Source organism: Mucilaginibacter boryungensis (assembly GCF_015221995.1).
Classification (GTDB): domain Bacteria; phylum Bacteroidota; class Bacteroidia; order Sphingobacteriales; family Sphingobacteriaceae; genus Mucilaginibacter; species Mucilaginibacter boryungensis.
Genome location: NZ_JADFFM010000001.1, coordinates 512,896 through 539,805, shown reverse-complemented (window position 1 = coordinate 539,805; position 26,910 = coordinate 512,896). Strand labels below are relative to the sequence as shown.

Genomic DNA, 26,910 nt, shown 5'->3' with positions numbered 1-26,910 from the left:
GTTAGGGTATTTAACGTAGGTTATTTCTTAGTATTCATATAATCCAGCGTCAAGTTACACAAAGCTTTCACACCCAGCGTAAAGCCACTTTCATCAATAAAAAAGTCGGGGGTGTGGTGGGCGGGTGCTTTGGTTGGGTCGCCGCCTTTGGGCAGGCCGCCCAGGTGCAGGAATATGCCGGGCGCTTTTTCCTGGTAAAAGCTAAAATCCTCGGCCCCGGTTTCAGCCTGGCGCAAAATAATGTTTTCCTTTCCCGCGGTTGCCTGCAGGGCAGGCAGCATTTTGGCTACCAGTTCGGGGTTGTTATAGGTTACCGGGTAATGGTTGCTGTAAGGTATCTTCAACTCAACCGTAGCGCCATTGGCTTCAGCGGTTTTAGTGGCGATGGTTTTTACCCGTTCAATGATCATCTTTTCATCCGCCGGACTAAACGTGCGGATGGTTCCCAGCATGGTTACCGTTTCGGGGATAATGTTACTGCGGTTACCGCCGTTTATAGCACCTACGGTTACCACTGCCGGGTTATCGGTAATATGCAGGTTGCGGCTCACTACGGTTTGCAGGTTATTAATGATTTGGGCCGAAGTAACTACCGGATCGACCGACGACCAGGGATAAGCCCCATGCGCCGAACGGCCTTTTACAATAATCTGCATATCGTTCACAGCTGCCATATCCCCGCCCGGGCGATAGGTAATGGTTCCCGCAGGCTGATAGGATTGGATATGCAGACCAAACACTGCATTCACCTTCGGGTTTTCCATCACTCCTTCGGCTACCATTTGTTCTGCTCCTGATTTTTTGCCATTCACTAATTCAGCCGGCAGTACGCCTTCCTCAGCCGGCTGGAAAATGAATTTCACTGTGCCATGCAGATCAGCCTTCATGCCCGATAATATTTCGGCCACGCCCATTAAAATGGCCATGTGCGAGTCGTGACCGCAAGCATGCATCACTCCTACTTCGGCCCCGTTATACATTGTTTTTACTTTCGAGGCAAAAGGCAGGTTCACACGCTCGGTAACAGGCAAGCCATCCATATCGGCCCGCAGGGCAACCACCGGTCCCGGCTTACCGCCTTTTAGTATGCCAACAACTCCGGTTGTTGCTATCCCGGTTTTTACTTCCAGTCCCAGGCTTTGCAAATGTTTGGCAATAATAGCAGCTGTGCGCACCTCGTGGTTGCCCAGTTCGGGGTGTTCATGAAAATCGCGGCGCCAGGCTATCACTTTACCTTCAATGGCATCCGCTTTCTTAGCGATCAATATTTTTGAAGCATTTGTTTGGGCAAAGGCTTGTATGGCAAAAAGTGAGAAAGGCAGGAGTAAAAGTTTTTTCATGTGATGGGAATGATTTTCAATAAATGTAATGATATGTGCAGATATTTAAAAGGTTACACAATGTTCGTCACATTTTTCAATCGCCTCGTCACATTTATTTTATATCAGCATAAAACAGTAGTATGCTTGTAATATATTAGTACACAACATGAAATACAGCAAAATTGAATTTGGAATAGCAACAATTTTTTTTATTACTGTAACTATTGCCACAATTCAAAACATAACGCACCATTACTTATATATTAACAGCCTTAGCCTAAACAGCTATTTGGGCGAATTATTCCCCTATCTATTAAGCTATGTTGCCACCTATAGTGCTTTTTTAGCGCTTAACTATGTAGTTTGGCCTCGGTACTGGCTAAAAAAGAAATACTTTGAAGCTGTGGGGCTAACTATTGTTTTATTAATTATAGTAGGCTTAGCAGATATGGTTTTATATAGCCACTTGCGGGAATGGGAATTTAATAGAGGTTCGGTGAGCCATGCTTATAAAGTATTTTTTAGCTATGGCTTTGTAATGGCCAGCTCATTTTTGCTTATTTATGTTTTATACGTCGTGGTGCGCGAAGGGATTATTTACCAATATAAATTATCCAGCGGTACGCAAAGTTTACCTGCCAAAATAACACGTGAAATTATTTTAATCAGCAGCCTGTGGCTAATTATTCTATTCCCTTTGTTGATATTAAAAAGCGCAAGCGCCTTTCGCGATTTTGGTCCGTTTTACTGTTTTGTGCTACCCTATTGCTTTGCTTTATATTTCCTTAATTTATATTGGCTGATACCTGGATATAAAAAAGAGCATCCGGCTAGCCTGCTTATCTATTTTTCCAGATTAATGGGTACGGCTATACTGCTTGGGATAATAGAAATGGCCTTTTTATTGCAATTTCATTATTTCACCTTCTTTGGGCATCTTGTCATCCATTGGTTTGCGCCTACATTGGTAACCATCGCCATTTCATGGTGGGTATACTTAGCCAATAAGGAAAAGTATAAGCAGCTTACATCGCTGAAAGCAGCGCTGGGCACATCAAACGCAAACCTGCAATACTTACGGTCGCAAATTAACCCGCATTTTTTGTTTAATGCGCTGAATACCTTATATGGAGCCGCCCTGATGGAAAAAGCCGAGAAAACCGGCGAGGGCATCCAAAAACTGGGCGATATGATGCGCTTTATGCTGCACGAGAATAACCAGGACAAGATAGCCCTGAGCCGCGAACTGGATTATATTCATAACTATATCGACCTGCAAAATATGCGATTAGCCCTATCGCCTGATATGATCATTGATATTCAAATTGAAGAGATGGTGGGATATAATGAAATTGCACCCATGCTGCTGATCCCCTTTATTGAGAATGCCTACAAGCATGGCATTAGCCTGCAGGAAAAATCGTGGATAAATGTTAATCTTTACAAAAACGAAAACATATTGCATCTTGATGTACACAACAGCGTACACCCAGTTAACATAAACGACCCCGAGCGTTATCATTCGGGCACGGGTTTAGAAAATGTAAAACAACGCCTGCAACTGCTTTACCCAAACAGGCACGAACTGGTGGTGAGGCAAAATACCAAAGAGTTTTTTGTGCATTTATCGCTTACGCTCGACCAGCAAAAACCAATATAAGCAAGCCTTTTATTAGCTTAGTAACAAAATGATAAAAGCTATTGCCATAGATGATGAGCCCCTTGCCCTGGAAGTGATCCGGTCGCATGCCGGGAAGGTTCCTTTTATAGAAATGGCGGCCTATTTCACTAACGCGTTCGAGGCGATGGCTTATATGGCTGCCAACCCTACCGATCTATTGTTCCTGGATATTAAAATGCCCGATATTTCAGGTATTGAGCTGGCCGAAGGCTTGCAGCAAAAACCACTTATTATTTTTACAACAGCCTATGCCGAGCACGCCGTTACCAGTTACGAGCTTAACGCGATAGATTACCTGTTGAAGCCCTTTTCGTACCCCCGGTTTCTAAAAGCCTGCCATAAGGCGCACGAGCAATTATTACTAAAACAAGGCAATAAACCACCTGTTGCCGATAGTATTTTCATTAAATCGGGCTACGAACAAATTAAGGTAATGTTTGATCAGTTGTTATACCTGGAGGCCGGCGGTAATTATATGAGTTTTATCCTGGCCGATGGCCGCAGGATATTATCACGCCTTACCATGGCCGATACCATGATCCTTTTACCTGCCGGCGTTTTTGTGCGGGTGCACCGGTCATACATCGTCAATAAAAATAAAATAGACCGCATTGAGCGGCACCAGTTGCACATTGCCGGGCAGGTAGTGCCGGTAAGCAGCAGTTTTGACCCAGGATTGATATCAAACTAAAAACGCCTGTGTTTGCAGGCGTTTTAGTTTTGTTTTTAATTGATACTTAACAGATCAATTGTAAATATCAGTACCGAATTTGCGGGTATGGAACCTGTGGCAGTATTACCATAGCCCAATCCCGATGGTATAAACAATTTAATGGTACCGCCAACCTGTACGTGCGGTACACCTATGGTCCACCCGCGCACAACTGCCCCTAACGAAGTTTTAAAACCGTTTGACGCATCGAATTGCGTACCATTTAACAGTTTACCCACATAGTTTACAGTAACTGTAGAACCTGAAGTTGGGTAATTGCCGGTACCCGGCGTTACCACCTGATAGTATAAACCCGATGGGTCTTTTACAGCGGTAATATTGTTGGCTTTTAAATACGCTTGTATGGCTGCATCATCGGTAGTCGCCTGTGCGTTGGCATCAAAATCATCACTTTTGCTGCATGCTGACAGACCCGCTACCAGCACAAATAAGATCAGTAAATATTTTTTCATCAGTTTATAAACTATTTTTAGGGGTAAAAATTATTCTTATCCCGTTTTATTTATTTTTATTCGTTTTTATCCGTTCTTGAACAATAACACGAGAAATTACCTCTAATTAGCTGTTATTACGTTTAAGCGGTCGTCTTTATTTTTAATTCATTCATTTGCGCTTCGGCAATGGTCGATGGCGAATCGATCATCACATCGCGTCCCGAATTGTTTTTCGGGAAAGCAATCACATCGCGGATAGAATCCAGTCCGGCAAATATTGAGCTCAACCTGTCGAACCCGAAAGCGATACCGCCATGCGGAGGGGCGCCAAATTCAAAGGCGTCCATCAGAAAGCCAAATTGCTTCTGCGCTTCCTCTGGTGAAAAACCTAAATGCTTAAACATCAGTGATTGCAGTTTTTTATCATGGATACGGATAGAACCACCGCCTATTTCGGTACCGTTAATAACCAGGTCGTAAGCGTTGGCGCGTACTGCTCCCGGATTGCTGTCTAACAAGGCAATATCTTCAGGCTTAGGTGAAGTGAACGGATGGTGCATGGCGTGGTAACGTTCGGTTTCCTCGTCCCATTCCAGCAGCGGGAAATCAACAACCCATAGCGGCGCGAACTTGTTCTTATCGCGCAAGCCTAAACGGCCGCCAATTTCCAGGCGCAGCTCGTTCATTTGCTTGCGTACTTTATCTTTAGCGCCCGCCAATACTAATATCATATCGCCGGGTTCGGTATTTAGTGCTTTAGACCATTCGGCCAGGGCAGCCTCATCATAAAATTTATCGACCGATGATTTAATGGTTCCATCGGCGTTGTGACGGGCATATATCAAACCTGTCGCGCCAATTTGCGGGCGTTTTAACCATTCGGTCAGTTCATCAATTTGCTTGCGGGTGTATTCGGCGCAGCCTTTAGCGTTAATGGCAACAACCAGTTCGGCGTTATCAAATACGCCAAAGTTTTTGCCCTTCACCAGGTCGTTCATTTCCACAAACTCCATCCCAAAGCGCAGGTCGGGTTTATCTGATCCGTACAGACGCATCGCATCAGCATATTCCATCCGCGGGAAGCTTTCCAGGGTAATGCCTTTCACATGGTTAAATAAGTGGCGCGTCATGCCTTCAAATACGTTCAGGATATCTTCCTGGGTAATGAACGACATCTCGCAATCTATCTGTGTAAATTCCGGCTGACGGTCGGCGCGCAAATCCTCATCGCGGAAGCATTTAACGATCTGGAAGTAGCGGTCGAACCCGCTTACCATCAGCAACTGCTTAAACGTTTGCGGCGACTGCGGCAGGGCATAAAATTCGCCCGGGTTCATACGGCTTGGCACCACAAAGTCGCGCGCACCTTCAGGGGTCGACTTGATCAGTACCGGGGTTTCCACCTCGATAAAGTCAAGGTCGCTCAGGTAACGGCGCACTTCCTGGGCCAGTTTATGGCGCATCACCAGGTTATTACGGATAGGGTTACGGCGCAGGTCTAAGTAGCGATATTTAGCACGCAATTCCTCGCCGCCATCGGTTTCATCCTCTATCATAAACGGCGGTATCTTCGATCCGTTCAGTATCTCGATCTCCGAAACGCTGATTTCGATCTCGCCGGTAGGTATCTTCAGGTTTTTGCTGGTACGTTCTAAAACGGTACCGGTAACTTTAATTACAAACTCGCGGCCCAGGTTGCGGGCTTGTTCGCGTATGTCGGCGCTGCTGTCGGTATTTACTAAAATCTGGGTTAAACCATAACGGTCGCGCACATCTATAAAGGTTGTGCCGCCCAAATCTCGCGATTTTTGCACCCAACCGCATAAAGTGACGGTTTGGCCAAGGTTACTGATGTTTAATTCGCCGCAAGTGTGTGTACGTAGCATAGCTGTATTCCTGTAAAACGGCAAAAGTACGTTTTTGAAGCGAAAGGTGAAAGGCATATTCCTTGTTCATTTTCACAGGTATAAGTATGCATTAGTATCGCGATGAACCATAACAACAATTGCGGTATCCCGTAACATTTTTTATCCCATGCTGGCGCACGCGTGCCGCGTGTGCTTATTCAGATATTATAGTATGCGATATCTAAACAAATAAAGCGGTTAAAGCACACGCGGCACGCGTGCGCCAGCATATGGAGCTTTTTTTATCCATCGGTATTATTTTACCATTTTCACGGCAAATCCTCCCGATTTTTTATTTTATACCTGGCCGCCCCTTTTTCATTTATAAAAATGCAGTATCTTCATATCACAACAATTACCAACCTATTTGCCATGAAAAACCATTTATTGCCTCGTTTATTATTCACAGCACTATGCGCTATGGGCTTACCTGTGCTGGCCCAGCAAGCCTCCCCCAATGTTGTATGGATTGATGCCATGAACCTTACCGAAGTGGAACAAGGCTGGGGGCAGGTGCACGCGGGAAAATCTGTAGACGGGCACCCCATTACGCTGAATAACGTGGTGTACGCGCATGGCATTGGCACCCACGCCGATGGGAATATCGTAATTACCCTGCACGGCGCGGCTACCCGTTTCTCCGCCACAGTGGGTGTGGATGACGAGGCCACTAAAGAAGGATCGGTAGTGTTTACCGTGCTTGTTGATGGCAAAGAACGGGTTAAAACCCCGGTATTGAAAAGGGGCGATACACAGGTAATTTCCATAGATGTCACCGGTGCTAAACAGCTAACGCTGCAATTGGACGATGCCGGCGATGGCATTAATAACGACCATGGCGACTGGGCCGACGCTAAGTTAGAACTGGCTCCCGGCGCCCGGCAAAAACCCGAGATAGTGACCACACCGGCTACCCCGCCGCGCTATGTACATCAAGCCGAGAGTGAAGTACCGCAGATACATGGCGCAAGGATAATTGGCGCGACACCGGGGCGCGATTTTCTTTTCCGCATACCGGCCACGGGTAAAGGCCCGTTAAGCTACGGTGCCGCGAACCTACCCTCTGGATTAAAATTGAACCCGGCTACCGGGATAATCTCGGGCGCGTTAAAAGCTGCGGGGACTACGCGGGTTATACTAAGCGCCCGCGGACCAAAAGGACGGGCGACACGCGAACTGACCATAGTTGGCGGCGAGCATAAACTGGCCTTAACCCCGCCCATGGGCTGGAACTCGTGGAACGTGTGGGCAGGCGCGGTTGATGAGGACAAAGTGAAAGCCGCTGCCGATGAGATGATCTCGACCGGGTTAGCCGCACATGGCTATTCATACATTAATATTGATGATACCTGGGAGGCAGGGCGCGATGATAAAGGCAATATCCTGACGAACAAAAAATTCCCTGACATGGCGCGGTTGTCGGGTTATATTCATAAAAAAGGCTTGCGCTTTGGGATCTATTCCTCGCCGGGACCGCAAACCTGCGCGGGCTATACCGCCAGTTACGAGCATGAAGACCAGGACGCCGCCAGCTACGCCGCCTGGGGTGTTGATTATTTAAAATACGATTGGTGCAGCTACGGGCGCATTGCTAAGGATGATCATTCCCTGCCAGCCCTGATGAAACCCTACCAGGTGATGGGCGCATCGCTGAATAAAGTTAACCGCGATATTGTGTACTCGCTATGCCAGTATGGTATGGGCGAGGTTTGGAAATGGGGCGCCGACCCATCCATTGGCGGTAACGCCTGGCGCACCACCGGCGATATTGTAGATAACTGGCACAGTTTAAGAGGCATTATAGAAAGCCAGGCCGGGCACGAAGTGTATGCCGGGCCGGGCCACTGGAACGACCCTGATATGCTGATGGTGGGCATAGTGGGCTTTGGCAAAACCCACCCTACCCATTTAAAACCTAACGAACAAATATTACATATCAGTATGTGGAGCTTGCTGGCCGCCCCGATACTGATTGGCTGCGATATGACCAAAATGGATCAGTTTACGCTGGACCTGCTGGCCAACGATGAAACCATCGACATTAACCAGGACCCGCTGGGCAAAGCCGCCAGTCGCGTAGTGAAGGATGGCAACCGCGAAGTTTGGGCGCGCCCCCTGTTTGACGGTACCAAAGCCGTAGGACTGGTGAACATGGATAACGAGCCGCAAAAGATAACCGTTAAATGGGCCGACCTTGGCCTCAAAGCCCCCCAAGCCGTCCGCGACCTATGGCTGCACAAAAACCTCGGCACCATCAACGGCAGCTACACGGTTGAAGTACCAGCGCATGGGTGTGTGTTGTTGAAAGTGAAGGGAGTGGGTAGGAAGTAGGTGCTTGCCCCACTCACCACCGCGTCATGTTGAACGTAGTGAAACATCCCTGTATGCAGAGTAGGCCTACTTACCGGGGTTTCTTCGCCGGCGCTCAGAATGACGCGGGGGGTATAGCTTGGAAACTTGTGACCACACACTCTCCCTCGCGTCATGTTGAACGTAGTGGAACATCCCCGACGTGCAAAGCTGACCGGCTTACCGGGGATGTTTTATTAAAGCACACGTGGCACGTGCGCCAGCACAAGGCACGCTTGCGGTAGCGAGTGAGGAACTAAATACATAAATCCTATAATTTTAATATTGTAACCTTTTATAAAGGATGACGTATAAGTAAATAATACTTAATCATATTAACTTAAACCGTCACATCATGAAAAAACTAAATCTTAACAAGATAACTTTGCGGTTACTTGGTTGCATCTTATTCGTCGGTGCATTATTCATTACCCACAGCTGTGTAGAGAGAACAAGTCAACGTCTCCACCCCTTTCTGAATCCGTTAATCTAGCTAAAAACTGGTATGAAAGTGCGTTTCCTGGTGATAATTCAAATTCATCAATAAGCACGAATGCGAGCTCTTCTATTAATAACCCAATTGATTACAGTCAGCATGTTAAACCCGATTGGGCGCATAATGTTAGTTATAAGCGACATAATAAAGATGTAATTGAAATACCTATAGACCCTGCAAATAGGATACTATCTGCACTTAAAAATAAAAATACGGGCAAATTGGCTTATGTAAAGGAAAATAGTAAATCTTCTTTTGTAATACTTAATGATGGTAAAAGTTATCAAGCTTTTATTATGACTATCTTTGCCGACCCTTCCTACATTGGAAATGATCTAACTAAATTAAATAATAACAGTTACGCTAAGCACGATTCAACTTTTTCGGGAATGGTTTTTATTTTACTCCTAAAGGAAAATTTGTTCCGGCATACAGTTACAAAAATGGCCAATTGGTATCTCCCTCAAAATCAAGAGGAAGCGCTACAACGAGCTGTTAATTCTGGCACATCTACAAATTAAATGCAAATGAACTTAAAAGCTAAGGTAAAGCTTATTATAATCGCATTGGTTACTTTTACTGCCTGCAAAAATCCTCACAAGATAACTGGAATAGCCTTTAAGGCTGATATGCAATTCGTTAATGCGGAAAGTAATAAATTGTTTACAATAACAGATAGTTTAACTATCTGTTATTGTAACAATTATACTGTGTACAAGCTACCTTACGTTACTACGACCATGAAAGCGAAAACAAATAAAAATGGCGACTATGCACTACAGCAAACGTCAGAAAATAGCATAAAATACAATTTTGTAATACACAGCTCTGACAATCGTTACGCTTATTGGTTTGATTCATTAAGTTCGGAGAGGCCACGCAGAATAAACTTTGATTCATTATTGAATTTTCGCGCGTACGGCAACTTCCCATTTTTCCAGAAAGCTAAAGACACATTATTAAAAACCGAATTCAATTCAAGCGCGAACATTTTAATAAAAAAATACATTCCCAAAATTCGGGTTGATGATAGCTACCCTGATACAATGTATTATTACTTTAAATCCGGTTTTAAAGGAGTTAAATACTCTTTCTCAAAAGATTTGGACATATATCCTCAATTCAAATTATTTAAAGTTGAGTTTATCACCAATAAAGTTCCTAAAGGCAATAAAGGAATGGATATACCTAAACGGAAATTTTTATTTGAGGTAAAAGAGACTAAGATCGACACTACCAGTTTGATTAAATTGGTTGAAAAATTTGAGACGATGGAAAAGAAGCTATAAACAACTAAACCCATGTTGGAACGTGTACTCATACCGGCGAAAGTATTCAGCGTTGGCTTGCGGACATACTTGTGCCTTATTATTAATTATCTAAGTCTATTGATAATTAAAATCATTACAGATACTGCCTTATAAACTTTATCACCACAAAATGTCTAAACCAATCTGTATCACTATAATCACCCTGCTATTGGGCGCATGGCATTTGCAGGCACAAAAACTGCCTAATGTACAGGAAGTGTCACTACGTGCACCAGCGAATATTAAAATAGACGGCCGGCTTAACGAATGGAAAGATAGTTTGCAGGCTTACAATAAAGCAACGCAGTTATATTATATAGTAAGCAACGATGATGAAAATCTATATCTCACAGTTAAAGCCGACCAGCCACGGGTTATAACAAAGCTAATTGATGTGGGCCTCACGTTCATAATTAACAAAGCTGGTAAAAAAAGTAGTGATGCTAAAGACAACATACAGCTAACTTACCCCATGCTGGATTTTGCACCAGGCCAGCAAATATTGTGGTATGCCGGGTCGCGGGTACGGTCGCAGGCTAAAATCCCGCAGGTCATACTGGACAACGACACCTCCCGCTATTCTGGCGCGCATGTGGATTCGTTAATCACCATAGCCAATAAGCTAATGGGCAACCACGCCAAGAATATAGAGGTGACGGGCATTACCGAAATAAAAGATATGTTAATATCGGTTTACAATGAAGAGCGTATACGTGCTGTTAGCAGGTTTGATAAAAACGGCGCCTACGTGTATGAGTTGGCTATACCATTAAAATATTTAAACCTTGATGCTGGCCAAAAATTCACTTACAGTATACATTTAGAAAACAGGCTAACACGGTTTAAACTGGGCATGCACAAAAGTTATACTTACATTAACGGGCAACCGGTAGATGTAGATCAGGATCTTGATTCGACCACTGATATGTGGGGATATTACACGCTAAGCAAGTAAATCGTTTAATTATTCCCCACAGCGGTTCCCTCCCTAGGAATAAAAACATAAAAGTTGCTGCCCTGGCCAAAAATACTTTCAAAGCCAATGCTGCCGCCTTGTCGTTCAATAAACTCCTTGCATAGCGATAGCCCCAGGCCTACGCCTTTCTCGTTGTTGGTGCCAAAGGCGGGATCAGCTGTTATTTTAAAGATCTTTTCCTGGTAAGATTGCTCAATACCCTTCCCGTTGTCGCTAACGGTTAGTTTGCAGTTTTGGCCATCTGGCTTAGCGTTTATTGTAATTTGTCCGCCTTTTGGGGTAAACTTTATCGCATTGCTCACCAGGTTGCGCACCACCAATTGCAGCATATCAATATCGGCAGTCACTTTTATCCCGTCATCAATTTGGTAAACTAAGGAAACGCCTTTTTTAGCTGCGATAGCTTTTTCCATCTCCAGCGTACTCCTTAAAACCTGCGCCAAATTGGTTTGCACCAGGTTTACTACGGGTTGTTCCATTTGCGCTTTGGTCCAATACAGCAAATTAGATAGCATTTGCATGGTGTTGTTGGTGGCTATCAGCAGATCTTTCTCTATCGCCGGGCGCTGGTTATCATCCAGTTCATTTTCATTTAGCAGCTCAAGATAGCCTTGTATATTCACCAGCGGGGCCCGCATATCGTGCGATATGATAGACATGAGCTTGTTTTTTGTGCTGTCGCTTTGTTCAAGCAATTCTTTTTGCAGCAATATTTCTTTATTCCGTAGTTCCACAACTTGCCGTTCATTATCATAGTTGCGGCGGATATAGGTGATAATGATATAAATAGCTACTACCGGGATGGGAAAAGCGGTGACCCTGTCCATAAACTGGCCCTGCCCGGCTGTAAATGGATGCTTTACCAGTTCGGGGTGGTAAAATTCGATGACGTGGATCAGGATAAAAGTAACAAGGCAACCTATCAGCCAAAATACATGCTGCCTGTAGGGCGAAATGGCAAACACCAGTAGCAGGTACGAAGGCCAGATGATATCGGTAGAACCATCGATGCCGGAGTTAGCGAAATAATTAACCGAGAATAAAACCAAACCTACAAGACCGAACACTAAGGTGCTATGCTTTTTCCCATGGTACCTCGACTGGTGATACTGGTAATAAAATATGCAGGCTATAGCTAAAAAAGATACCGATGCCACGTACTGCCCTGAAAATAAATTGTAGGGAACATAAATTGCCGACAGTACAATTAAACAAACGCTTATGGAGTGGAAGATCCGGCTCTCTAAAGCGAACTCCGGCTGACTGCCAATTAACCTGATCCACAATGTGTTGATTTTATTTGGCATAGGCAGTAACAATAGGCTTATAAGATTTTGTTTTAAAGGTAATAAAAGCCAAAGTTAAATTCAGCAATCAAATGGGTTAATGGCGTATTGTGCCTCCAATGGGAAGTGTCCTCTAAAAATCCTTATTCAACAGTTTTTCCAATTCAGCAAAGCTGATATTGATCTTCACCTTGCCTTGTTTGGCATAAGATAGTTCACCGGTCTCTTCAGAGATAATAATTGCCGTCGCATCATTGGCTTCGGTTACGCCAATGCCTGCCCGATGGCGCAGGCCAAACTGCGCGGGCAAGTCGGTTTTATCCGTCAGCGGTAAAATACAACTGGCCGATTTAATGCGGTTACCGGCAATAACCACCGCCCCATCGTGCAGGGGGCTGTTCTTTTGGAAAATACTCTCCAGCAAGCGTTTTGATATTCTTGATTCCAGTACTTCGCAACTGTTTTGGTAAAACTGTTCGTCGTAATATTTCACAAAAACTATTAATGCACCGGTGCGGGTTTGCTTCAGGGTTTTGCAGGCATCAATAATAGGTTTTATGCGTGCGTAATTGTTTTTCTCGGCTTCCTTTTTACCAAAAAAATACCGCCACCACTCTCGGTTACGCTGAAATGAGGCATTTTTCCCCACCAATAGCAAAAATCGCCTTATTTCCTGCTGAAACACTACCACTATGGCAATAATGCCCACCTTCATAAAGTTACCCAGTATATAGCTCAGCATACGCATATGCAGCCTGTCTACCACCACATATACCAGGCAAATAATGGTTAGCCCTATAAAAATATTAGCCGCAATGGTACCCTTTATCAGGTTATACAACTGGTACAGTATAAACGCTACCAGCAATACATCCAGCACATCAAAAGGGGTAACCTTCAGGAAACTAAAATCAAATGATTGCATGGTTAAAGGTAGTTTTTTTTGGTGATTACTAACCTAAAACAGCATGAGTACTTGTCCTTTTTCAACCTTATCACCGGCTTTTATTTTGGATGTTTTGATAGTTACATCGGCGGGAGCTTTAATAATGTTCTCCATTTTCATGGCTTCCAGGATGAAAAGGTTATCGCCTTTTTGCACTACATCGCCTTCCGCAACAAATACTTTTAGCACCAGGCCCGGCATAGGGGCTTTTATTTCACTTATTTTGGAGGTATCCTTGTTGCTCATACCCAATTGATCGAGCAACAGGTCGAATTGATCTTTTGCGGAAACAGCATAGGTGTTGCCATTAACCTTAATTTCGGCCGTTTTGGCAACGGCATCCAATGATATGACCTCAACATTGTATGACGCCATATTATGAATTACATGATAGCTTAAGGGGCTTAATTGCTTTATATCAGCATTGGCTGGTTCTCCGTTAACCATCAGCGCCCCCTTTTCTCGTTTAGCTTCAAAATTCAGCTTATCATTTACTTTTATCTGGTACATAATAAAGGGTTACTGTGTTAATGCGTATTGAACAAGATTAGCGCCCATTTTAAGGGCTTTTAAGCGGGCTTCCTGGGTATCACCAGCATAAGTGCCATAATCTTCCCAACCGTTGCCTAAATCGCACTCGTAGGTATAAAAGCAAACCAGGCGGCCTTTATAGATCAGGCCAAAGCCTTGCGCACGTTTGCCATCATGCTCGTGAATTTTAGGTAAGCCCGATGGGAAATCATATTTCTGGTGATAAATGGGGTGGTTAACAGGTAACTCCACAAAATCCAATTCGGGGAATACTTTTTTCATTTGCGGGCGCACAAACTGATCTAAACCGTAGTTATCGTCGATATGTAAAAAGCCGCCACCCATTAAATATTTACGCATGTTACGTGCCTCAGCATCACTGAATATCACGTTCCCGTGGCCGGTCATAAATACAAAGGGGTAGTTGAATAACTCGGCGCTGCCTACTTCCACGGTTTCTTCTTCGGACTGGAAATTAGTTTTCAGGTTTTCGTTGCAAAATTTGATCAGGTTGGGCAAGGCCGTGCGGTCGCCGTACCAATCGCCGCCGCCATTGTATTTTAGCTTGGCCATTTTATAGGCGGGTTCGTTAAAACCAAAAAGGCAAAAACACAGCACAATACCTATGGCAAACCTTAACTTCATCTTACCGGTTTAAAAAATTGATCTCGAAACAAGCTTCCAGCGCGGCGGTCTCCGTGCGCAGCCTGCTTTCCCCTAAAGTTATAGCTTTAAAACCGTTTTGTAAAGCATCCCCTACTTCTTTTTCGGTAAAATCGCCTTCAGGGCCAATCATCACCAAATAGTTACTATTAGGTTTAAACTGATCTTTTATTGCTACCTTCTCGCTATTAGCGCAATGGGCTACAAACTTTTGCCCGTCAAAAGGTTGGTTTATAAATTTATTAAAGCTGATTGCTTCATTCAATACCGGGTGATAAGCTTTCAGCGATTGCTTCATAGCCGCCGTGATAATCTTATTCAACCTATCTATCTTTGCTTCCTTGCGTTCCGAGCGCTGGGTGATGATCAGTGATACTTCATCAATACCAATCTCTGTAGCTTTTTCCAGGAACCACTCCAGCCGGTCTAAATTTTTGGTAGGGGCAACGGCTATATGCAGATAATGGTTGCGTTTGCCGTATTCCGTAATTACGGCTTCAATATGCAGGATGGTGCGCTTTGGGTGCGCATCGGAAATAGTGGCTGCGTACAAACCGCCCTTGCCGTCAATCAGGTTTACCTGGTCGCCTTTTTCCAGGCGCAGCACCCGGGTGCAATGCTTGCTCTCCTCTTCGGTTAAAAACCAATCCTTATTAGCGGGGGTAATATCGGGCGTGTAAAACAGATGCATCGACAGTAGGGATTAATGCAGATCCACGGTGTCTTCTTCGTTCAGCAGCAGCTCCAGCTTTACAGATTCGATGTTCTGGTCTGATTTTTTCAGGACGGTAACATTGTAGCCGTCGGCTTCACGTTGTTCGCCCACCTCGGGTATCTTACCAAATATACCACTTACCCAGCCGCTCACGGTATCAAAGTCACCATCCTCGGGCAAATCATGCGGCAGGTGACTGTTCACATCATATATAGAGGCTACCGCATTCACAATAAATTCACGGTCGCTCACTTTATCTACAATAGGCTTTTCCTCATCAAACTCATCCTGTATCTCTCCGACCAATTCTTCTACAATATCTTCCAGCGTAACCATGCCTGCCGTGCCGCCAAATTCATCAAGCACAATGGCTATTTGCATGCGTTTTTGCTGCAGTTCGGCCATCAGGTCGTTTATTTTTTTGGTTTCCGGGATAAAATATGGCTTGCGGATAATGTCTTTTAGTTCAAAGTTGGTATTACGGGCTAACAAAGGCAAAATATCCTTAGCATGCACTACACCAATAATTTTATCAACGCTATCCTGGTAAACCGGCATCCGGCTATAGCCTTCAGTAATAATCAGTTCTAATAGCTCCTCCTTGCTGGTTTCCACATCCATGCCTGATATTTTAGTACGCGGCACCATAATGTTTTTCACCACACGCTCGTTAAAATCGAACACGTTTTTTATCAGTTCGTGTTCCGTTGAATCCAGTACGCCGGTTTCTTTGCCTTGTTCTAACAGGTATTGTAATTCTTCCGAACTGTGGTGCGATTCGCCCTGTACCGCGTTAATACCCAAAAGCTTAAGTATAAAATTGGCAAAGTTATTAAGCACCCAAATAAGCGGCTTAAACACTACAAAAAAGATACGCAGCGGCGCCGATACCGCCATAGCCGTGCGTACTGAAGCCTGAATGGCCAGTCGCTTAGGAGCCAATTCACCAAACACAATACTTAATACTGTAATTATAGCAAATGCCAGCACATGGCATGTATTGATAACAAATACCGAGGTGATTTGAAACCCTAATAAATTAAACGCATTCAGCATTACACGTGTAAACACGTCTTCGCCTATTACACCCAGGCCTAACGATGCAATGGTGATACCTAATTGCGTAGCAGCCAGGTAGCCAGCCATATTAGCCATAATGCTGCGCGTAAGCCGCGCCATCCGGCTGCCGGTTTTTACCTGCAATTCAATTTGCGAGCCCCGCACACGTACCAGCGCAAATTCTGCAGCTACAAAAAACCCGTTTAAAAAAACCAGGAATATGGTTAGAACAATAAAATAGCCGTTTACATAAAGATCGGGGTGGTCCATTAATTTTTTTTATTGTTCAACTTTGAAAGTAGCTTTATACAGCTCTAAACTTTCCTTAATTACTTTATATGCGTAGGGCTTGCCTAAAAGATGCTCTATGGTAACATTCTTTTCTTCCAGCGCTTTGTAATCCTGAAAAAACCGCACTATTTCTTTCATGGCATGCGGCGGCAATTCATTCAAATCGTCGATATAGTTTACCGACATATCGTTTTTTGCTACCGCGATAATTTTATCATCCTGTTCGCCGTTATCAACCATGTGCATCACCCCAATTACTTTGGCTTCTATCATGCTCATAGGATAAACATCGGCAGAACATAGTACTAATATATCTAAAGGATCCTTATCATCGCAATAGGTTTGCGGGATAAAACCGTAGTTGGCCGGATACATTACCGACGAGAACAGGATCCTGTCCAGTTTCAATAAACCCGAATCTTTATCAATCTCATACTTCGCTTTCGATCCTTTTGGTATCTCTATAATCGCGTTCACTGTTGACGGTATATCATCGCCCGGCGATACCTGGTGCCATGGGTGTTGTGTACTCATTTGCTATATTAAATATAATTATGCCTTATTTGTTTTATTTTCTTCTGTATCAATAAACCCTTTTCTTCGGGCAAATGCTACTACCAATGGGATAGCTGTTATTACAATTAAACCAACAATAATGTATTGAAGGTAATCTTTTATCCCGGGATATTTAAGCCCCAGGAAGAAACCTATTAATGTTAATGTACATACCCAGGCTACGCTCCCTATTATGTTATAGATAGTGAACTTTTTAATGTCCACTTTTACAACACCTGCAAAGATAGGTGCAAAAGTTCTGATTATGGGGAAAAATCTGCCTAAAACCAAAGCCATGCCACCATATTTTTCATAAAACGCTTCTGCCATTACCACATAGCGTTTTTTAAAGAAGATTGATTCGTTGCGGTTGAACAGTAAGGGGCCTGTTCGGTAACCAAACCAATAGCCGGTATAATTACCCAATATACCCGCAATCATCAACCCGCCTAATAATAAATAAATAGAGACATCTAATATACCTGTCGCGCAAAAAAGGCCGGCCATAAACAGCAGGTAGTCGCCGGGTAAAAAAAACCCGAAAAAGAGGCCCGTTTCAGCATATACAACAATAAGTAATAGGTAAAAGCCCCCGGTACTTATGATGGAATTAGCATCGGTTAAAGTGTGCAGATGTTCCCAGAAACTTTCCATGTAATAAGTAAAACTACAAATATTATTTTACTTGTAGTATTTACTGCCTATAACTATTAAATAACACGATATACAAAACGAGGCGGGTGTTAGCCCGCCTCGTTTGTATATCTTAAGCTTATTTATGTGATCAAAAAAATTTAGTCAACCATGGGTTCACTGCTAGGCTTGAGGTACACTTTTAACTTAACCGAATCACCAAGATTTACTTGTATTTTTTTTGTCGTTACTAAATCATATGGGAAGGCAACTATTGTGAAAGCGTATTTTCCAGGTTCAACTTTGAACGAAAATCCCCCATTCAAATCGGTTTTTTGTTTTACACTTTGATTGATCTTTATTGCACCATTTTTACCTAATGGCTTTTTAGTATCAAAGTCATTAACAGTACCACAAATTACCGGGGCGGACGCCTGGGAGGAATGAGTAACCTGCCATTGATAATCACCCGACTTTGGTTTCACAATCTCATGATTAACAGAGCAAGAAATTAAATACATTAAAGAAAAACAACTTATAAAAAAAATTTTTTTTTTCATAGCCGGCTTCTTTTGTGATAGTCAAATGCGGATAATGTTTATTGTTAGTACATTGACTTTATTAAATTTTACAATAATTAAGAAATTGACACAACCAAAAACCTAACGATTTTCCATCCGGATGATTGATGCTGTAGAATATAAATAGTTTCGCTCGCCGCTTCCGGGCTGCTCCAATGATAAACAGAACAAAGCGCCAAACTTTTATCACTTGAATAAACTATAGGCGATAATTCTAAAAATGGCTGTGATCGCGAATTAATGCTTTCATATTTTTTTACTGTAAACGGATGCCCCTCTATTTTAGATAGCGATTCATTTTCTTTTAATTGATTGGGATCGACCTGATTTAAAAAAGCAGCTATTCCAGAAACTTGATCCTTTCCTATCCACCTCAATTTATCATTTTTTAAGTCAACCCGTTTAAACACAGATAGTGATGTTTTATAATATATCGGGATATCTTTATCAACACCCAATCCAATGATCAGGTGTTGATAAAATTCATTTCCTTTTCCGGTATCAGTTACCTGCGCTGTTACCCCACATCCATATAGAAGCATGGTAATCATTAAAATGTTTTTGATTCTCATTGGCATGCCTTTTTCCCCGTTGAACCTTGTAAATTATCTTGTTCTTTTAAAGCAGTATCATTAATACGATCTCGATCAGTTTGTGACAAACTTTTATATGCATTCGTACCAAATAGTCCAGCCCAGGCTAAATCCGAACAATATTCCTGGATTGTTCTATTGGGGTCCGGAGATGTTATGTTATTCATATTTGCATAAATAACGAGCATACTTGTAATTCCACTTACATAATCTAATGCCATGGCATTATGTTGTGCTAAGTTCTGATCGTTCTGCGGGTTGCCATTAGTATCAAACAACACGTCGTTTATTGTTTGAAAGTTAGCGAAATTAGGATCATTTTGAAAATTCGCCAAGCCGTACTGAAAATAAGCATGTATTGTCTCATGCATTATGGTTCTGGCAACGGAAAGTTGCGTCGCAGTACTAGTGTAAGAGCTTTGCAATTCTGTAGTAACTGGATAAAGTGCTGACGGACTTGTTGATGCGTTTGTCCCTGGGAAATTATTGCCTACAGAAAACGTAATTCCATAAGCTGGATTATTCATTACCGTATTCAGCATTGTGCCTACGCCGTATGAATCAGGTATGTCAATTGGATCATTAAACATACTTGCTACTGCAGCAACCTGATACGCAGCGCTATTAATACTATTAAGTATAGCCGTAATACATGGAGGAAGATTAATGCCTTGAACACTTAAAGTAGCTATGCCACCACCCGCACTACCGCCACCGCCACCGCCACTGCCGCCATTGTCCTCCGGTGGTGTCGGGTCATTATTATTTGGGCTATCAGGTTCGTACCAAATAGTACAATCGGTTCCAAGATATACCGGTTCGCCACAATTAATAAGTTCGCCTTCCGGCCCCACAACACAGCCCACCTGGTAATGGTCAACGCATTGCTCCACCCAATCATTCACTTTCAGTTTGGTGCCCTGTATGGCCATCCGGCCAGAAGCGCTGTAAACATATTTGTGCACTGTTCGTCCATTTATAATACGTAACACATATTTAATATTTCCATCTTTATCTTGGTATTGCAGGTAACCTTTAAATAACGGGCTCATTTTTGCAATAGTATTATTGCTGGCGTCATTTTTATTAGCCAATAAATATTCCTTATCCGGGATATAGGTAACTAATACGCTGCTAATCTCTTTTGTTTGTTGGTTTTTATAAACAAGCATACGGGTGAAAGATGCATGAAAAACCGACATATCCGGTTTATATTTTAAGTTGTCTTTAGCGAAATTATAAAAGGGAATTACGTTATTGCTTAGTGCAACCGGTATTTCCACTACTTCGAATTGTCTAATACTACCCACTTTAGCCCTATTAAACATAAAATATGCACTACTTGAAAGATGCCTTGTTGAATTTAAAACAATACTATTCAGGCTACTTGCTTTTAGATGCAGATTAGTATCCAAATAACTTTGGGCGTCTTTTACTGAAAATGTTTTTGAAACTGTCGTTTCTAAATTGGCGTTAGAGGTATCGTAACTTTTACGACACGAAAAAAAGATAACAATAGCAATTAATGCTAAACTGGTAAATTTCAATTTCATTGTTTTTTAGTTTAGGTTAATGAAGTTTAGGATTTTATTACCTTTTACGGACTCCCGCAAAAAAGGTTACCGAAATTCTATTTTCTTTATTTAAGCTGATTTAATTTGATTTGTACGATGCTTTTAATATGATTTACTTGGGCCGACGGTATTTTAGCTGGAAGATGCAATATACCTTTCCCCACTATTAATGCTTTTTGGGGTTCATTATTATACAGATAAAATTCAAACAATCTGTACCTGCTAACAAAACGGTTTGGAACCATATTTACGGCTAACTGGTAATTCTTCTCGGCCTCACTTTTTTGATTTAATTTGTTATAACAATCGCCGATGTTTGCAAAAAGGTTGTAATAAAGTTTACGTTTTTTTTGCTGTTGAAATGCGGTTAACGCTTTTTGCGGATAGCCTTGTTGTAATGCTAAGTTGCCAAAGGTTTCCAGGTATAACTGGTAGTCTTTTAAATCTTCATATAAGCTATCCATTTTTTGGTAAGCTTCTGATTTATATCCAGCTTGCCCTAATTCGTTTGCTTCTTTAAATTTTTCAAGAGCATTTGAATGAAATATAAACAACGAGTAATTGTTTATCCAAATTGCAGCTACGCTAATTACTGAAACTGCAATAAGAATACTTTTAGTCCACCCTTTAGTTAAGGTAAAACAAGCGATATATGTACTGCAAGCGATGTAGATGGCAGCAAAAATTGCTATATGGAATACATAGCTAAAACAAGCGGCTATAGTTAATGCAATGAATAGAGAAATACATATTAATAATAATTGTGAAGATTTTTTTTGTATGGCTTTTTTTATAATTATAAACATCAGGCTATAAAAGCAGATGATAAGCACAAATCCCGCTAAACCTAATTCAATAACAAATTGGAGATATTCATTAAATGCATACTGCGTACTATCTGCAAGCAGCAACTCTTTGATCGTAAAGTGACCTGCCCTAAAATAATCGGCCTGCGCATACAGATAGGTTGTTTTAAAATTCCCCAATCCTACGCCAGTTACGAAATGTTTATTTAATATCTGTAATGATATTTTATATATCAGTAATCTTCCGCTGGATGAATCTTGCTTAAAAACCAAAACTGCCAATACTAAAATTACAGCGAAAAATATTGCTGATAAAAAAATCTTCTTTTTATCAAAATTGGCGTTATATAAGTATAACCAACTACATGCTACACAGCAACCGCATGTTAAAGATCTATTTCCGGAAAAAGCAGAAATAACCATGCAAAACAGCATGATTAAAAAAGGAATATGTGGTCGAAGTTTCAGTTTAGGTAATGCTAATGCAGATGCAACAATCACATCTAATTTGTTTTGAAATTAAACAGATTAAATGTAATTGTCAATACCTAAATATTATGGTATAATAAGGAAGTTAAATCAAGTTAGCAATAACACTTGGGTAAATGCCAATAATGATAGTGATGATAGCCGATAGCGCCAGCACTACATTAAAATAACCCGGTATAACCATTTCGGTACGGTCGGCGCTGCGGAAATACATGGCCACAATAACCCGGAAGTAGTAGAAAATGCTGATGATGGCATTTATCACTGCTATAACCACCATCCATATTTGCAATTTGGCCACAGCAGCGCTAAACATAAAAAATTTACCAATAAACCCTGCGGTAAGTGGTATGCCTGCTAACGAAAGCATAGCTACCGTAAGCACAAACGCCAGGAATGGGTTACTTTTTCCTAAGCCGTTAAAGCTTTCAAAATTATCGTTACCGGATTGCTGCTGAACCAATATCAGCACTGCAAAGGCAATGATAGAGGCAACTGAATAAGCCGTGGCATATATGAACACTGAATTTCCTGAGTTTACGCCCAGCGCAACAATAGCGAACAACAAATAACCCGCATGCGAAATGCTGGAGAACGCCAGCATTCTTTTAAAACTTTGCTGATACAGCGCAGTGATATTGCCTATACACAAGGTAAGTATAGTGATAGCCATTAGCGTAGGCATCCAGAAATCGGATACCGAGGCGAAGCAAGTAGAAAACAATCTTAAGAAAGCCGCGAAGCCAGCCGTTTTAACTACGGTAGACATGAACGCAGTGATTAAAGTTGGTGAGCCTTCGTAAACGTCCGGTGTCCAAAAATGGAATGGCGCGGCGCCTACCTTAAAACACAGACCAACTATCATCAGCATAATACCCGTGTAAAACATCGGGTCAACGGTTTTGCTGGTATGGGTTAAAGCCCAGTCGCGGATCACATCCAGGTCGAACGAACCTGTAGCTCCATAAATGAGCGTAATGCCGAACAACAGGAAACCCGTAGAAAAGGCACCCATCAGAAAATATTTCAGCGCTGCTTCGTTTGAAGCAAAATCATTCTTTTTAATACCCGCCAATATGTACAAGCTTACCGACATGATCTCGATACCGATAAACAGCATGGTTAAATTATGGTATGATACCATCACCACGATGCCCGCCAGGGAGAATAAAATAATAGCATAGTATTCGGCCACGTGACTGCTAATGCGTTCAAAGTAATCTTTAGACAGCATCAGGATCAGTATGGTCGATAGGATAGTGATGGCCGAGAAAGCGATGGCGAACCTATCAAACTGCATCATGCCGTGATAAATTGGCTCGGCAACGGTATTCCATTTTGCAACTACTAAACCCAGTGCCGCCAGTAAACCGATAATGGTTACGGGTAACAACGCATTTTTAGCTTTATATAAGCCCAAATACAACAACAGTATAGGTAAAACAGATATGAGGATGAGGGTATTCATTTTATATTTCCAATTTCTTTATAATATCAGGTCCTGACAATAATTATGGTTTAAAGTTCGACCCTAAAAGACTCATTTTAGCATTTACCGTGGCCGTCAATTCTGTTACCGCTGCTTCACTTAAGTGCAGAATAGGCTGCGGATAAATTCCTATTATGATGATCAGCGCGCAGATGATCACCATTACTACCCGCTCGCTACCGGTAATATCGGTGAAGGTAATGGTCAGGTCGTTGGTTGGGCCCTGCATCACATTTTTATACATCCTTAACATATATACACCACCTAATATAATAGTAGTGCCCGCCACAATAGCCAGGCGTACGTTGTAATAGTAAACACCGTTCAGCAATAAAAACTCGCCGATGAACCCGTTGGTTAATGGCAGTGCAACTGTACCCAAAGTGATGATAAGGAACGATACCGCAAACCAGGGGCTATTTTTAGCAATCCCACCAAGCTGGTTTAAATCGCGTGTATTCATTTTACGGCTGATGATATCCCATACAAAAAATAAACCTACCACATTAATACCGTGATTAAGCATTTGTATCATGGCGCCTTGATTACCATTAACGTTCCATGCGAAAATAGCGGCTGCAATAAGACCAACGTGCGCTATTGACGAATAAGCAACCAAACGCTTACCATCCTTTTGCCTGAACGCGATGATGCTGGCATAAACTATCCCGATAACCGCCAAAGTTATTGCATATGGATAAAATTTATTAAAGCCCTGTGGAGCAATAGGGATCATCCAGCGGATAGCGCCATAAATACCCATCTTCAGCATTATACCCGATAGCATCATTGTACCACCACTTGGCGCTTCGGTATAGGTATCAGGTTGCCAGGTATGGAATGGGAATATCGGCATCTTAATAGCAAACGCTAAAAAGAATGCCAGGAACAACCAACCCTGCGCTTTAAGCGATAAGGTTAAGCCGTAAAGCTCATGTATATCAAAAGTTTTGTTTGGGTTTTGTGTGTACAGGTAAATCAATGCTACCAGCATAAACAACGAACCGGCGAAGGTATAGATAAAGAACTTCAGCGTTACTTTTATCCTGTTCTCGCCTCCCCATAGCGCGCAAATGAAATAAATAGGTATCAGCGCCGCTTCCCAGCCTACGTAAAACAGGAAACCATCCAAAGCGGTAAATACAACCAGCAAACCCGTTTGCATAAATAGCATCAGTGCGTAAAAAGCGTTTGCCCTTGGCTGATCGTGCTTGAAAGTAGTCAGGATAATAATGGGTACCAGCAGTGTGGTTAGCATTACCGGAATAATATTGATACCGTCAATACCGGCGCTAAAGTAAATACCAAATTGCGGTATCCACGACGCGTCTATCGCAAACTGAACAGAAGCATCAGGTACAAAGTTAACCAGGTAATAAACAGACAGTGCCAGTTCGGCTACTGCAAAAAACAATGCCGCATATTTAGCCTGTTCGTTCTTAACAAAAACAAGAATAAGCGCAGCAAGCAGAGGTAAAAAAAGTAATATCGAAACCGTCATTTTTTTATATGCAGTATATCTGTTAATCCCAGGCTATAAATAAGTACAGCAATAATGCCCACCACCATCATAAAAATATAGAAACCCACATTACCTGTTTGCAGCAGGCGCAGGCCTTTGCTACCCTCAACGGGGGCAGCACCTATGCCATTCACCAGGCCATCAATACCCAGCTTATCAACTACTTTGTAGAAGAAGTCCGACAGTGCATCCAGCGGTTTACGGAACAGGATATCATACAATTCATCTACATAAAACTTATGGTATGATAAGGTTGCCAGCAGACCGCGTTCTTCCCCATCGCGCACGGGCACGTGGTTGTTTTTAACGTATTTAATATAAGCATATATCAGCGCGATGATAGCACCGCCAACTGATACAGCCATTAAAGTCATTTCTGTATTTGCAGATAAAACCTCGGTAGTTTTATGCAGATAAGGGTTCCTGAATACCGGGGCAAGGAAATGTTCCAAAGCATGGTGACCGCCCAAAGCTTCGGGCACACCAATAAAGCCGCCAACTATTGATAACACCGCTAAAATGATCAGCGGGATGGTCATATTAGCAGGTGACTCGTGCAAATGGTGCTCCTGCTCGCTGGTGCCACGGAATTTACCAAAGAAGGTAAGGAATATCAAACGGAACATGTAGAACGATGTTAGCATGGCGGTAAATACACCTACGGCGTACATCCACTTACTGTGTTCGTAGACATGTGCCAATATTTCATCTTTAGAGAAGAAGCCTGCGAACGGCGGGATACCTGCAATGGCAATAGTACCAATAAGCATGGTCCAGGCTGTGATAGGTAGTTTTTTCCAAAGGCCGCCCATATTGCGCATATCCTGTTCGCCGCTTACCGCGTGAATAACCGAACCTGCGCAAAGGAATAATAAAGCTTTAAAAAAGGCATGTGTGATTACATGGAAGAACCCGCCGGTATAAGCGCCAACGCCTAAACCTAAAAACATATAGCCTAATTGCGATACGGTTGAATAAGCTAGTACCTTTTTAATATCTGTTTGAGTTAAGGCAATCAGCGCGGCCAGTAAGGCAGTTGCCAAACCAATAATAGCTACAATCTCCATTGTTACCGGCGCAAACGAGAACAAGGCGTTGCTGCGCGCTATCATATAAATACCCGCGGTAACCATGGTAGCCGCGTGTATTAGCGCCGATACCGGTGTTGGGCCGGCCATAGCATCGGGCAACCAGGTAAACAAAGGTATCTGTGCCGATTTACCTGTAGCGCCGATAAACAGCAATATAGTAACTAAAGTAATGGTCCAATAGCCCGGGTGCATCATTTGCACTTTAGGAAATATCTCGTTGAACGATGGGCTGCCAAACATATTTACCATCAAAAATATAGCGATAAGGAAACCAAGGTCGCCAATACGGTTCATTACAAAGGCTTTCTTAGCCGCATCTGCATAAGCAGGATTGGTGTACCAGAAACCGATAAGTAAATATGAGCACAAGCCTACGCCTTCCCAGCCAATAAACATTACCACGTAGTTTGAACCCATTACCAGCAATAGCATAAAGAAGATGAACAGGTTAAGGTAAGCGAAGAACTTACCAAAACCGGCATCATCGTGCATATAGCCTATGGAGTATAAATGAATCAGCGTACCGACACCGGTGATGATCAGCAGCATTATAGCACTCAACTGATCGACCATAAAGGCAAAAGGCACATGCATTGTCCCGGCGCTTATCCAATCGAACATGGTTAGGTTAATAGCGTGCCCTTTTTGCTGCACTTCAAAAAACACACTTAAGCTGATACCGAATGACACCAATACCAAAAATGTACCGATAAAACCGATAACGCCTTTTGAAAGGACATTGCGGCCAAGTCCGTTAAACACGAACCCTGCAAGCGGTAACAAAGGAATAAGCCAGATATATTTATCCATAATTCAAGCCCCCTAATCCCCTGAAGGGGGGACAGAAGTTTTTATTTATTATATTATTCAGTAAGCCG

Annotated in this window: 24 protein-coding genes; 6 read left to right on the top strand and 18 right to left on the bottom strand. The window is 42.6% G+C overall.

Annotated elements, in window-relative coordinates; genetic code table 11:
- Nucleotides 1–20: 20 nt before the first annotated feature.
- Nucleotides 21–1,340, bottom strand: coding sequence for an amidohydrolase (locus tag IRJ18_RS02415; RefSeq protein WP_194104605.1), 1,320 nt, complete (start codon nucleotides 1,338–1,340; stop codon nucleotides 21–23).
- 148 nt (nucleotides 1,341–1,488) lie between these two features.
- Between IRJ18_RS02415 and IRJ18_RS02410 the strand changes: the two genes are divergently transcribed.
- Complete coding sequence (locus tag IRJ18_RS02410) at nucleotides 1,489–2,982, top strand: sensor histidine kinase (RefSeq protein WP_228072497.1); 1,494 nt, start codon at nucleotides 1,489–1,491, stop codon at nucleotides 2,980–2,982.
- A 28-nt stretch (nucleotides 2,983–3,010) separates the two neighbouring features.
- Nucleotides 3,011–3,694: a LytR/AlgR family response regulator transcription factor gene (locus IRJ18_RS02405; protein WP_194104604.1), complete on the top strand. Its 684-nt coding sequence runs from the start codon at nucleotides 3,011–3,013 to the stop codon at nucleotides 3,692–3,694.
- 35 nt (nucleotides 3,695–3,729) lie between these two features.
- Here the strand turns inward: IRJ18_RS02405 and IRJ18_RS02400 are convergent, their stop codons facing one another.
- Nucleotides 3,730–4,188 carry an FKBP-type peptidyl-prolyl cis-trans isomerase gene (locus IRJ18_RS02400; RefSeq protein ID WP_194104603.1) on the bottom strand — a complete coding sequence of 153 codons (459 nt, stop codon included), beginning with the start codon at nucleotides 4,186–4,188 and terminating at the stop codon, nucleotides 3,730–3,732.
- 122 nt (nucleotides 4,189–4,310) lie between these two features.
- The gene (gene aspS, locus IRJ18_RS02395) at nucleotides 4,311–6,056 is read right to left on the bottom strand and encodes an aspartate--tRNA ligase (protein ID WP_194104602.1); all 1,746 of its coding nucleotides are present in this window, start codon (nucleotides 6,054–6,056) and stop codon (nucleotides 4,311–4,313) included.
- A gap of 393 nt (nucleotides 6,057–6,449) precedes the next feature.
- Here aspS and IRJ18_RS02390 point away from each other — a divergent pair, with 393 nt between their 5' ends.
- From IRJ18_RS02390 to IRJ18_RS02375, 4 genes are all read left to right on the top strand, one after another.
- Entirely contained in the window at nucleotides 6,450–8,408 is a 1,959-nt protein-coding gene (locus IRJ18_RS02390) for an NPCBM/NEW2 domain-containing protein (RefSeq protein ID WP_194104601.1), read from the top strand.
- A gap of 417 nt (nucleotides 8,409–8,825) precedes the next feature.
- Complete coding sequence (locus IRJ18_RS02385) at nucleotides 8,826–9,443, top strand: hypothetical protein (protein ID WP_194104600.1); 618 nt, start codon at nucleotides 8,826–8,828, stop codon at nucleotides 9,441–9,443.
- Nucleotides 9,444–9,449: 6 nt separating this feature from the next.
- Nucleotides 9,450–10,211, top strand: a complete 762-nt coding sequence (locus IRJ18_RS02380) for a hypothetical protein (RefSeq protein ID WP_194104599.1) — start codon at nucleotides 9,450–9,452, stop codon at nucleotides 10,209–10,211.
- Nucleotides 10,212–10,362: 151 nt separating this feature from the next.
- Entirely contained in the window at nucleotides 10,363–11,187 is an 825-nt protein-coding gene (locus IRJ18_RS02375; RefSeq protein WP_194104598.1) for a hypothetical protein, read from the top strand.
- A 5-nt stretch (nucleotides 11,188–11,192) separates the two neighbouring features.
- Here the strand turns inward: IRJ18_RS02375 and IRJ18_RS02370 are convergent, their stop codons facing one another.
- The 15 genes from IRJ18_RS02370 to nuoL all read right to left on the bottom strand — a co-directional run bounded on the left by IRJ18_RS02370 (nucleotide 11,193) and on the right by nuoL (nucleotide 26,842).
- Complete coding sequence (locus tag IRJ18_RS02370; protein ID WP_194104597.1) at nucleotides 11,193–12,515, bottom strand: sensor histidine kinase; 1,323 nt, start codon at nucleotides 12,513–12,515, stop codon at nucleotides 11,193–11,195.
- Between the two features lie 112 nt (nucleotides 12,516–12,627).
- Entirely contained in the window at nucleotides 12,628–13,419 is a 792-nt protein-coding gene (gene cdaA, locus IRJ18_RS02365; RefSeq protein ID WP_194104596.1) for a diadenylate cyclase CdaA, read from the bottom strand.
- A 33-nt stretch (nucleotides 13,420–13,452) separates the two neighbouring features.
- On the bottom strand, nucleotides 13,453–13,950 hold the full coding sequence (locus IRJ18_RS02360) for a biotin/lipoyl-containing protein (protein ID WP_194104595.1): 498 nt from the start codon (nucleotides 13,948–13,950) through the stop codon (nucleotides 13,453–13,455).
- A gap of 9 nt (nucleotides 13,951–13,959) precedes the next feature.
- Nucleotides 13,960–14,616, bottom strand: a complete 657-nt coding sequence (locus IRJ18_RS02355; RefSeq protein WP_194104594.1) for a DUF4159 domain-containing protein — start codon at nucleotides 14,614–14,616, stop codon at nucleotides 13,960–13,962.
- Nucleotide 14,617: 1 nt separating this feature from the next.
- A complete protein-coding gene (locus IRJ18_RS02350) occupies nucleotides 14,618–15,325 on the bottom strand; it encodes a 16S rRNA (uracil(1498)-N(3))-methyltransferase (protein ID WP_194104593.1) in 708 nt (235 codons plus the stop codon).
- Nucleotides 15,326–15,337: 12 nt separating this feature from the next.
- Complete coding sequence (locus IRJ18_RS02345) at nucleotides 15,338–16,678, bottom strand: hemolysin family protein (protein WP_194104592.1); 1,341 nt, start codon at nucleotides 16,676–16,678, stop codon at nucleotides 15,338–15,340.
- A gap of 9 nt (nucleotides 16,679–16,687) precedes the next feature.
- Nucleotides 16,688–17,233 (bottom strand): inorganic diphosphatase, encoded by a 546-nt coding sequence (locus IRJ18_RS02340; protein WP_194104591.1) that lies wholly within the window; start codon nucleotides 17,231–17,233, stop codon nucleotides 16,688–16,690.
- An 18-nt stretch (nucleotides 17,234–17,251) separates the two neighbouring features.
- Nucleotides 17,252–17,908 carry a DedA family protein gene (locus tag IRJ18_RS02335; protein ID WP_194104590.1) on the bottom strand — a complete coding sequence of 219 codons (657 nt, stop codon included), beginning with the start codon at nucleotides 17,906–17,908 and terminating at the stop codon, nucleotides 17,252–17,254.
- A 140-nt stretch (nucleotides 17,909–18,048) separates the two neighbouring features.
- Nucleotides 18,049–18,447 carry a carboxypeptidase regulatory-like domain-containing protein gene (locus IRJ18_RS02330; RefSeq protein WP_194104589.1) on the bottom strand — a complete coding sequence of 133 codons (399 nt, stop codon included), beginning with the start codon at nucleotides 18,445–18,447 and terminating at the stop codon, nucleotides 18,049–18,051.
- 77 nt (nucleotides 18,448–18,524) lie between these two features.
- Nucleotides 18,525–19,040 carry a hypothetical protein gene (locus IRJ18_RS02325; protein ID WP_194104588.1) on the bottom strand — a complete coding sequence of 172 codons (516 nt, stop codon included), beginning with the start codon at nucleotides 19,038–19,040 and terminating at the stop codon, nucleotides 18,525–18,527.
- A complete protein-coding gene (locus tag IRJ18_RS02320; protein ID WP_194104587.1) occupies nucleotides 19,037–20,614 on the bottom strand; it encodes a hypothetical protein in 1,578 nt (525 codons plus the stop codon). The genes IRJ18_RS02325 and IRJ18_RS02320 overlap by 4 nt, the downstream gene beginning before the upstream one ends.
- Before the next feature lie 86 nt (nucleotides 20,615–20,700).
- Nucleotides 20,701–21,942, bottom strand: a complete 1,242-nt coding sequence (locus tag IRJ18_RS02315; RefSeq protein WP_194104586.1) for an O-antigen ligase family protein — start codon at nucleotides 21,940–21,942, stop codon at nucleotides 20,701–20,703.
- 73 nt (nucleotides 21,943–22,015) lie between these two features.
- Complete coding sequence (locus tag IRJ18_RS02310; RefSeq protein WP_194104585.1) at nucleotides 22,016–23,398, bottom strand: NADH-quinone oxidoreductase subunit N; 1,383 nt, start codon at nucleotides 23,396–23,398, stop codon at nucleotides 22,016–22,018.
- 43 nt (nucleotides 23,399–23,441) lie between these two features.
- On the bottom strand, nucleotides 23,442–24,920 hold the full coding sequence (locus IRJ18_RS02305) for a complex I subunit 4 family protein (protein ID WP_194104584.1): 1,479 nt from the start codon (nucleotides 24,918–24,920) through the stop codon (nucleotides 23,442–23,444).
- Complete coding sequence (gene nuoL / locus IRJ18_RS02300; protein WP_194104583.1) at nucleotides 24,917–26,842, bottom strand: NADH-quinone oxidoreductase subunit L; 1,926 nt, start codon at nucleotides 26,840–26,842, stop codon at nucleotides 24,917–24,919. The genes IRJ18_RS02305 and nuoL overlap by 4 nt, the downstream gene beginning before the upstream one ends.
- Nucleotides 26,843–26,910 lie beyond the last annotated feature (68 nt).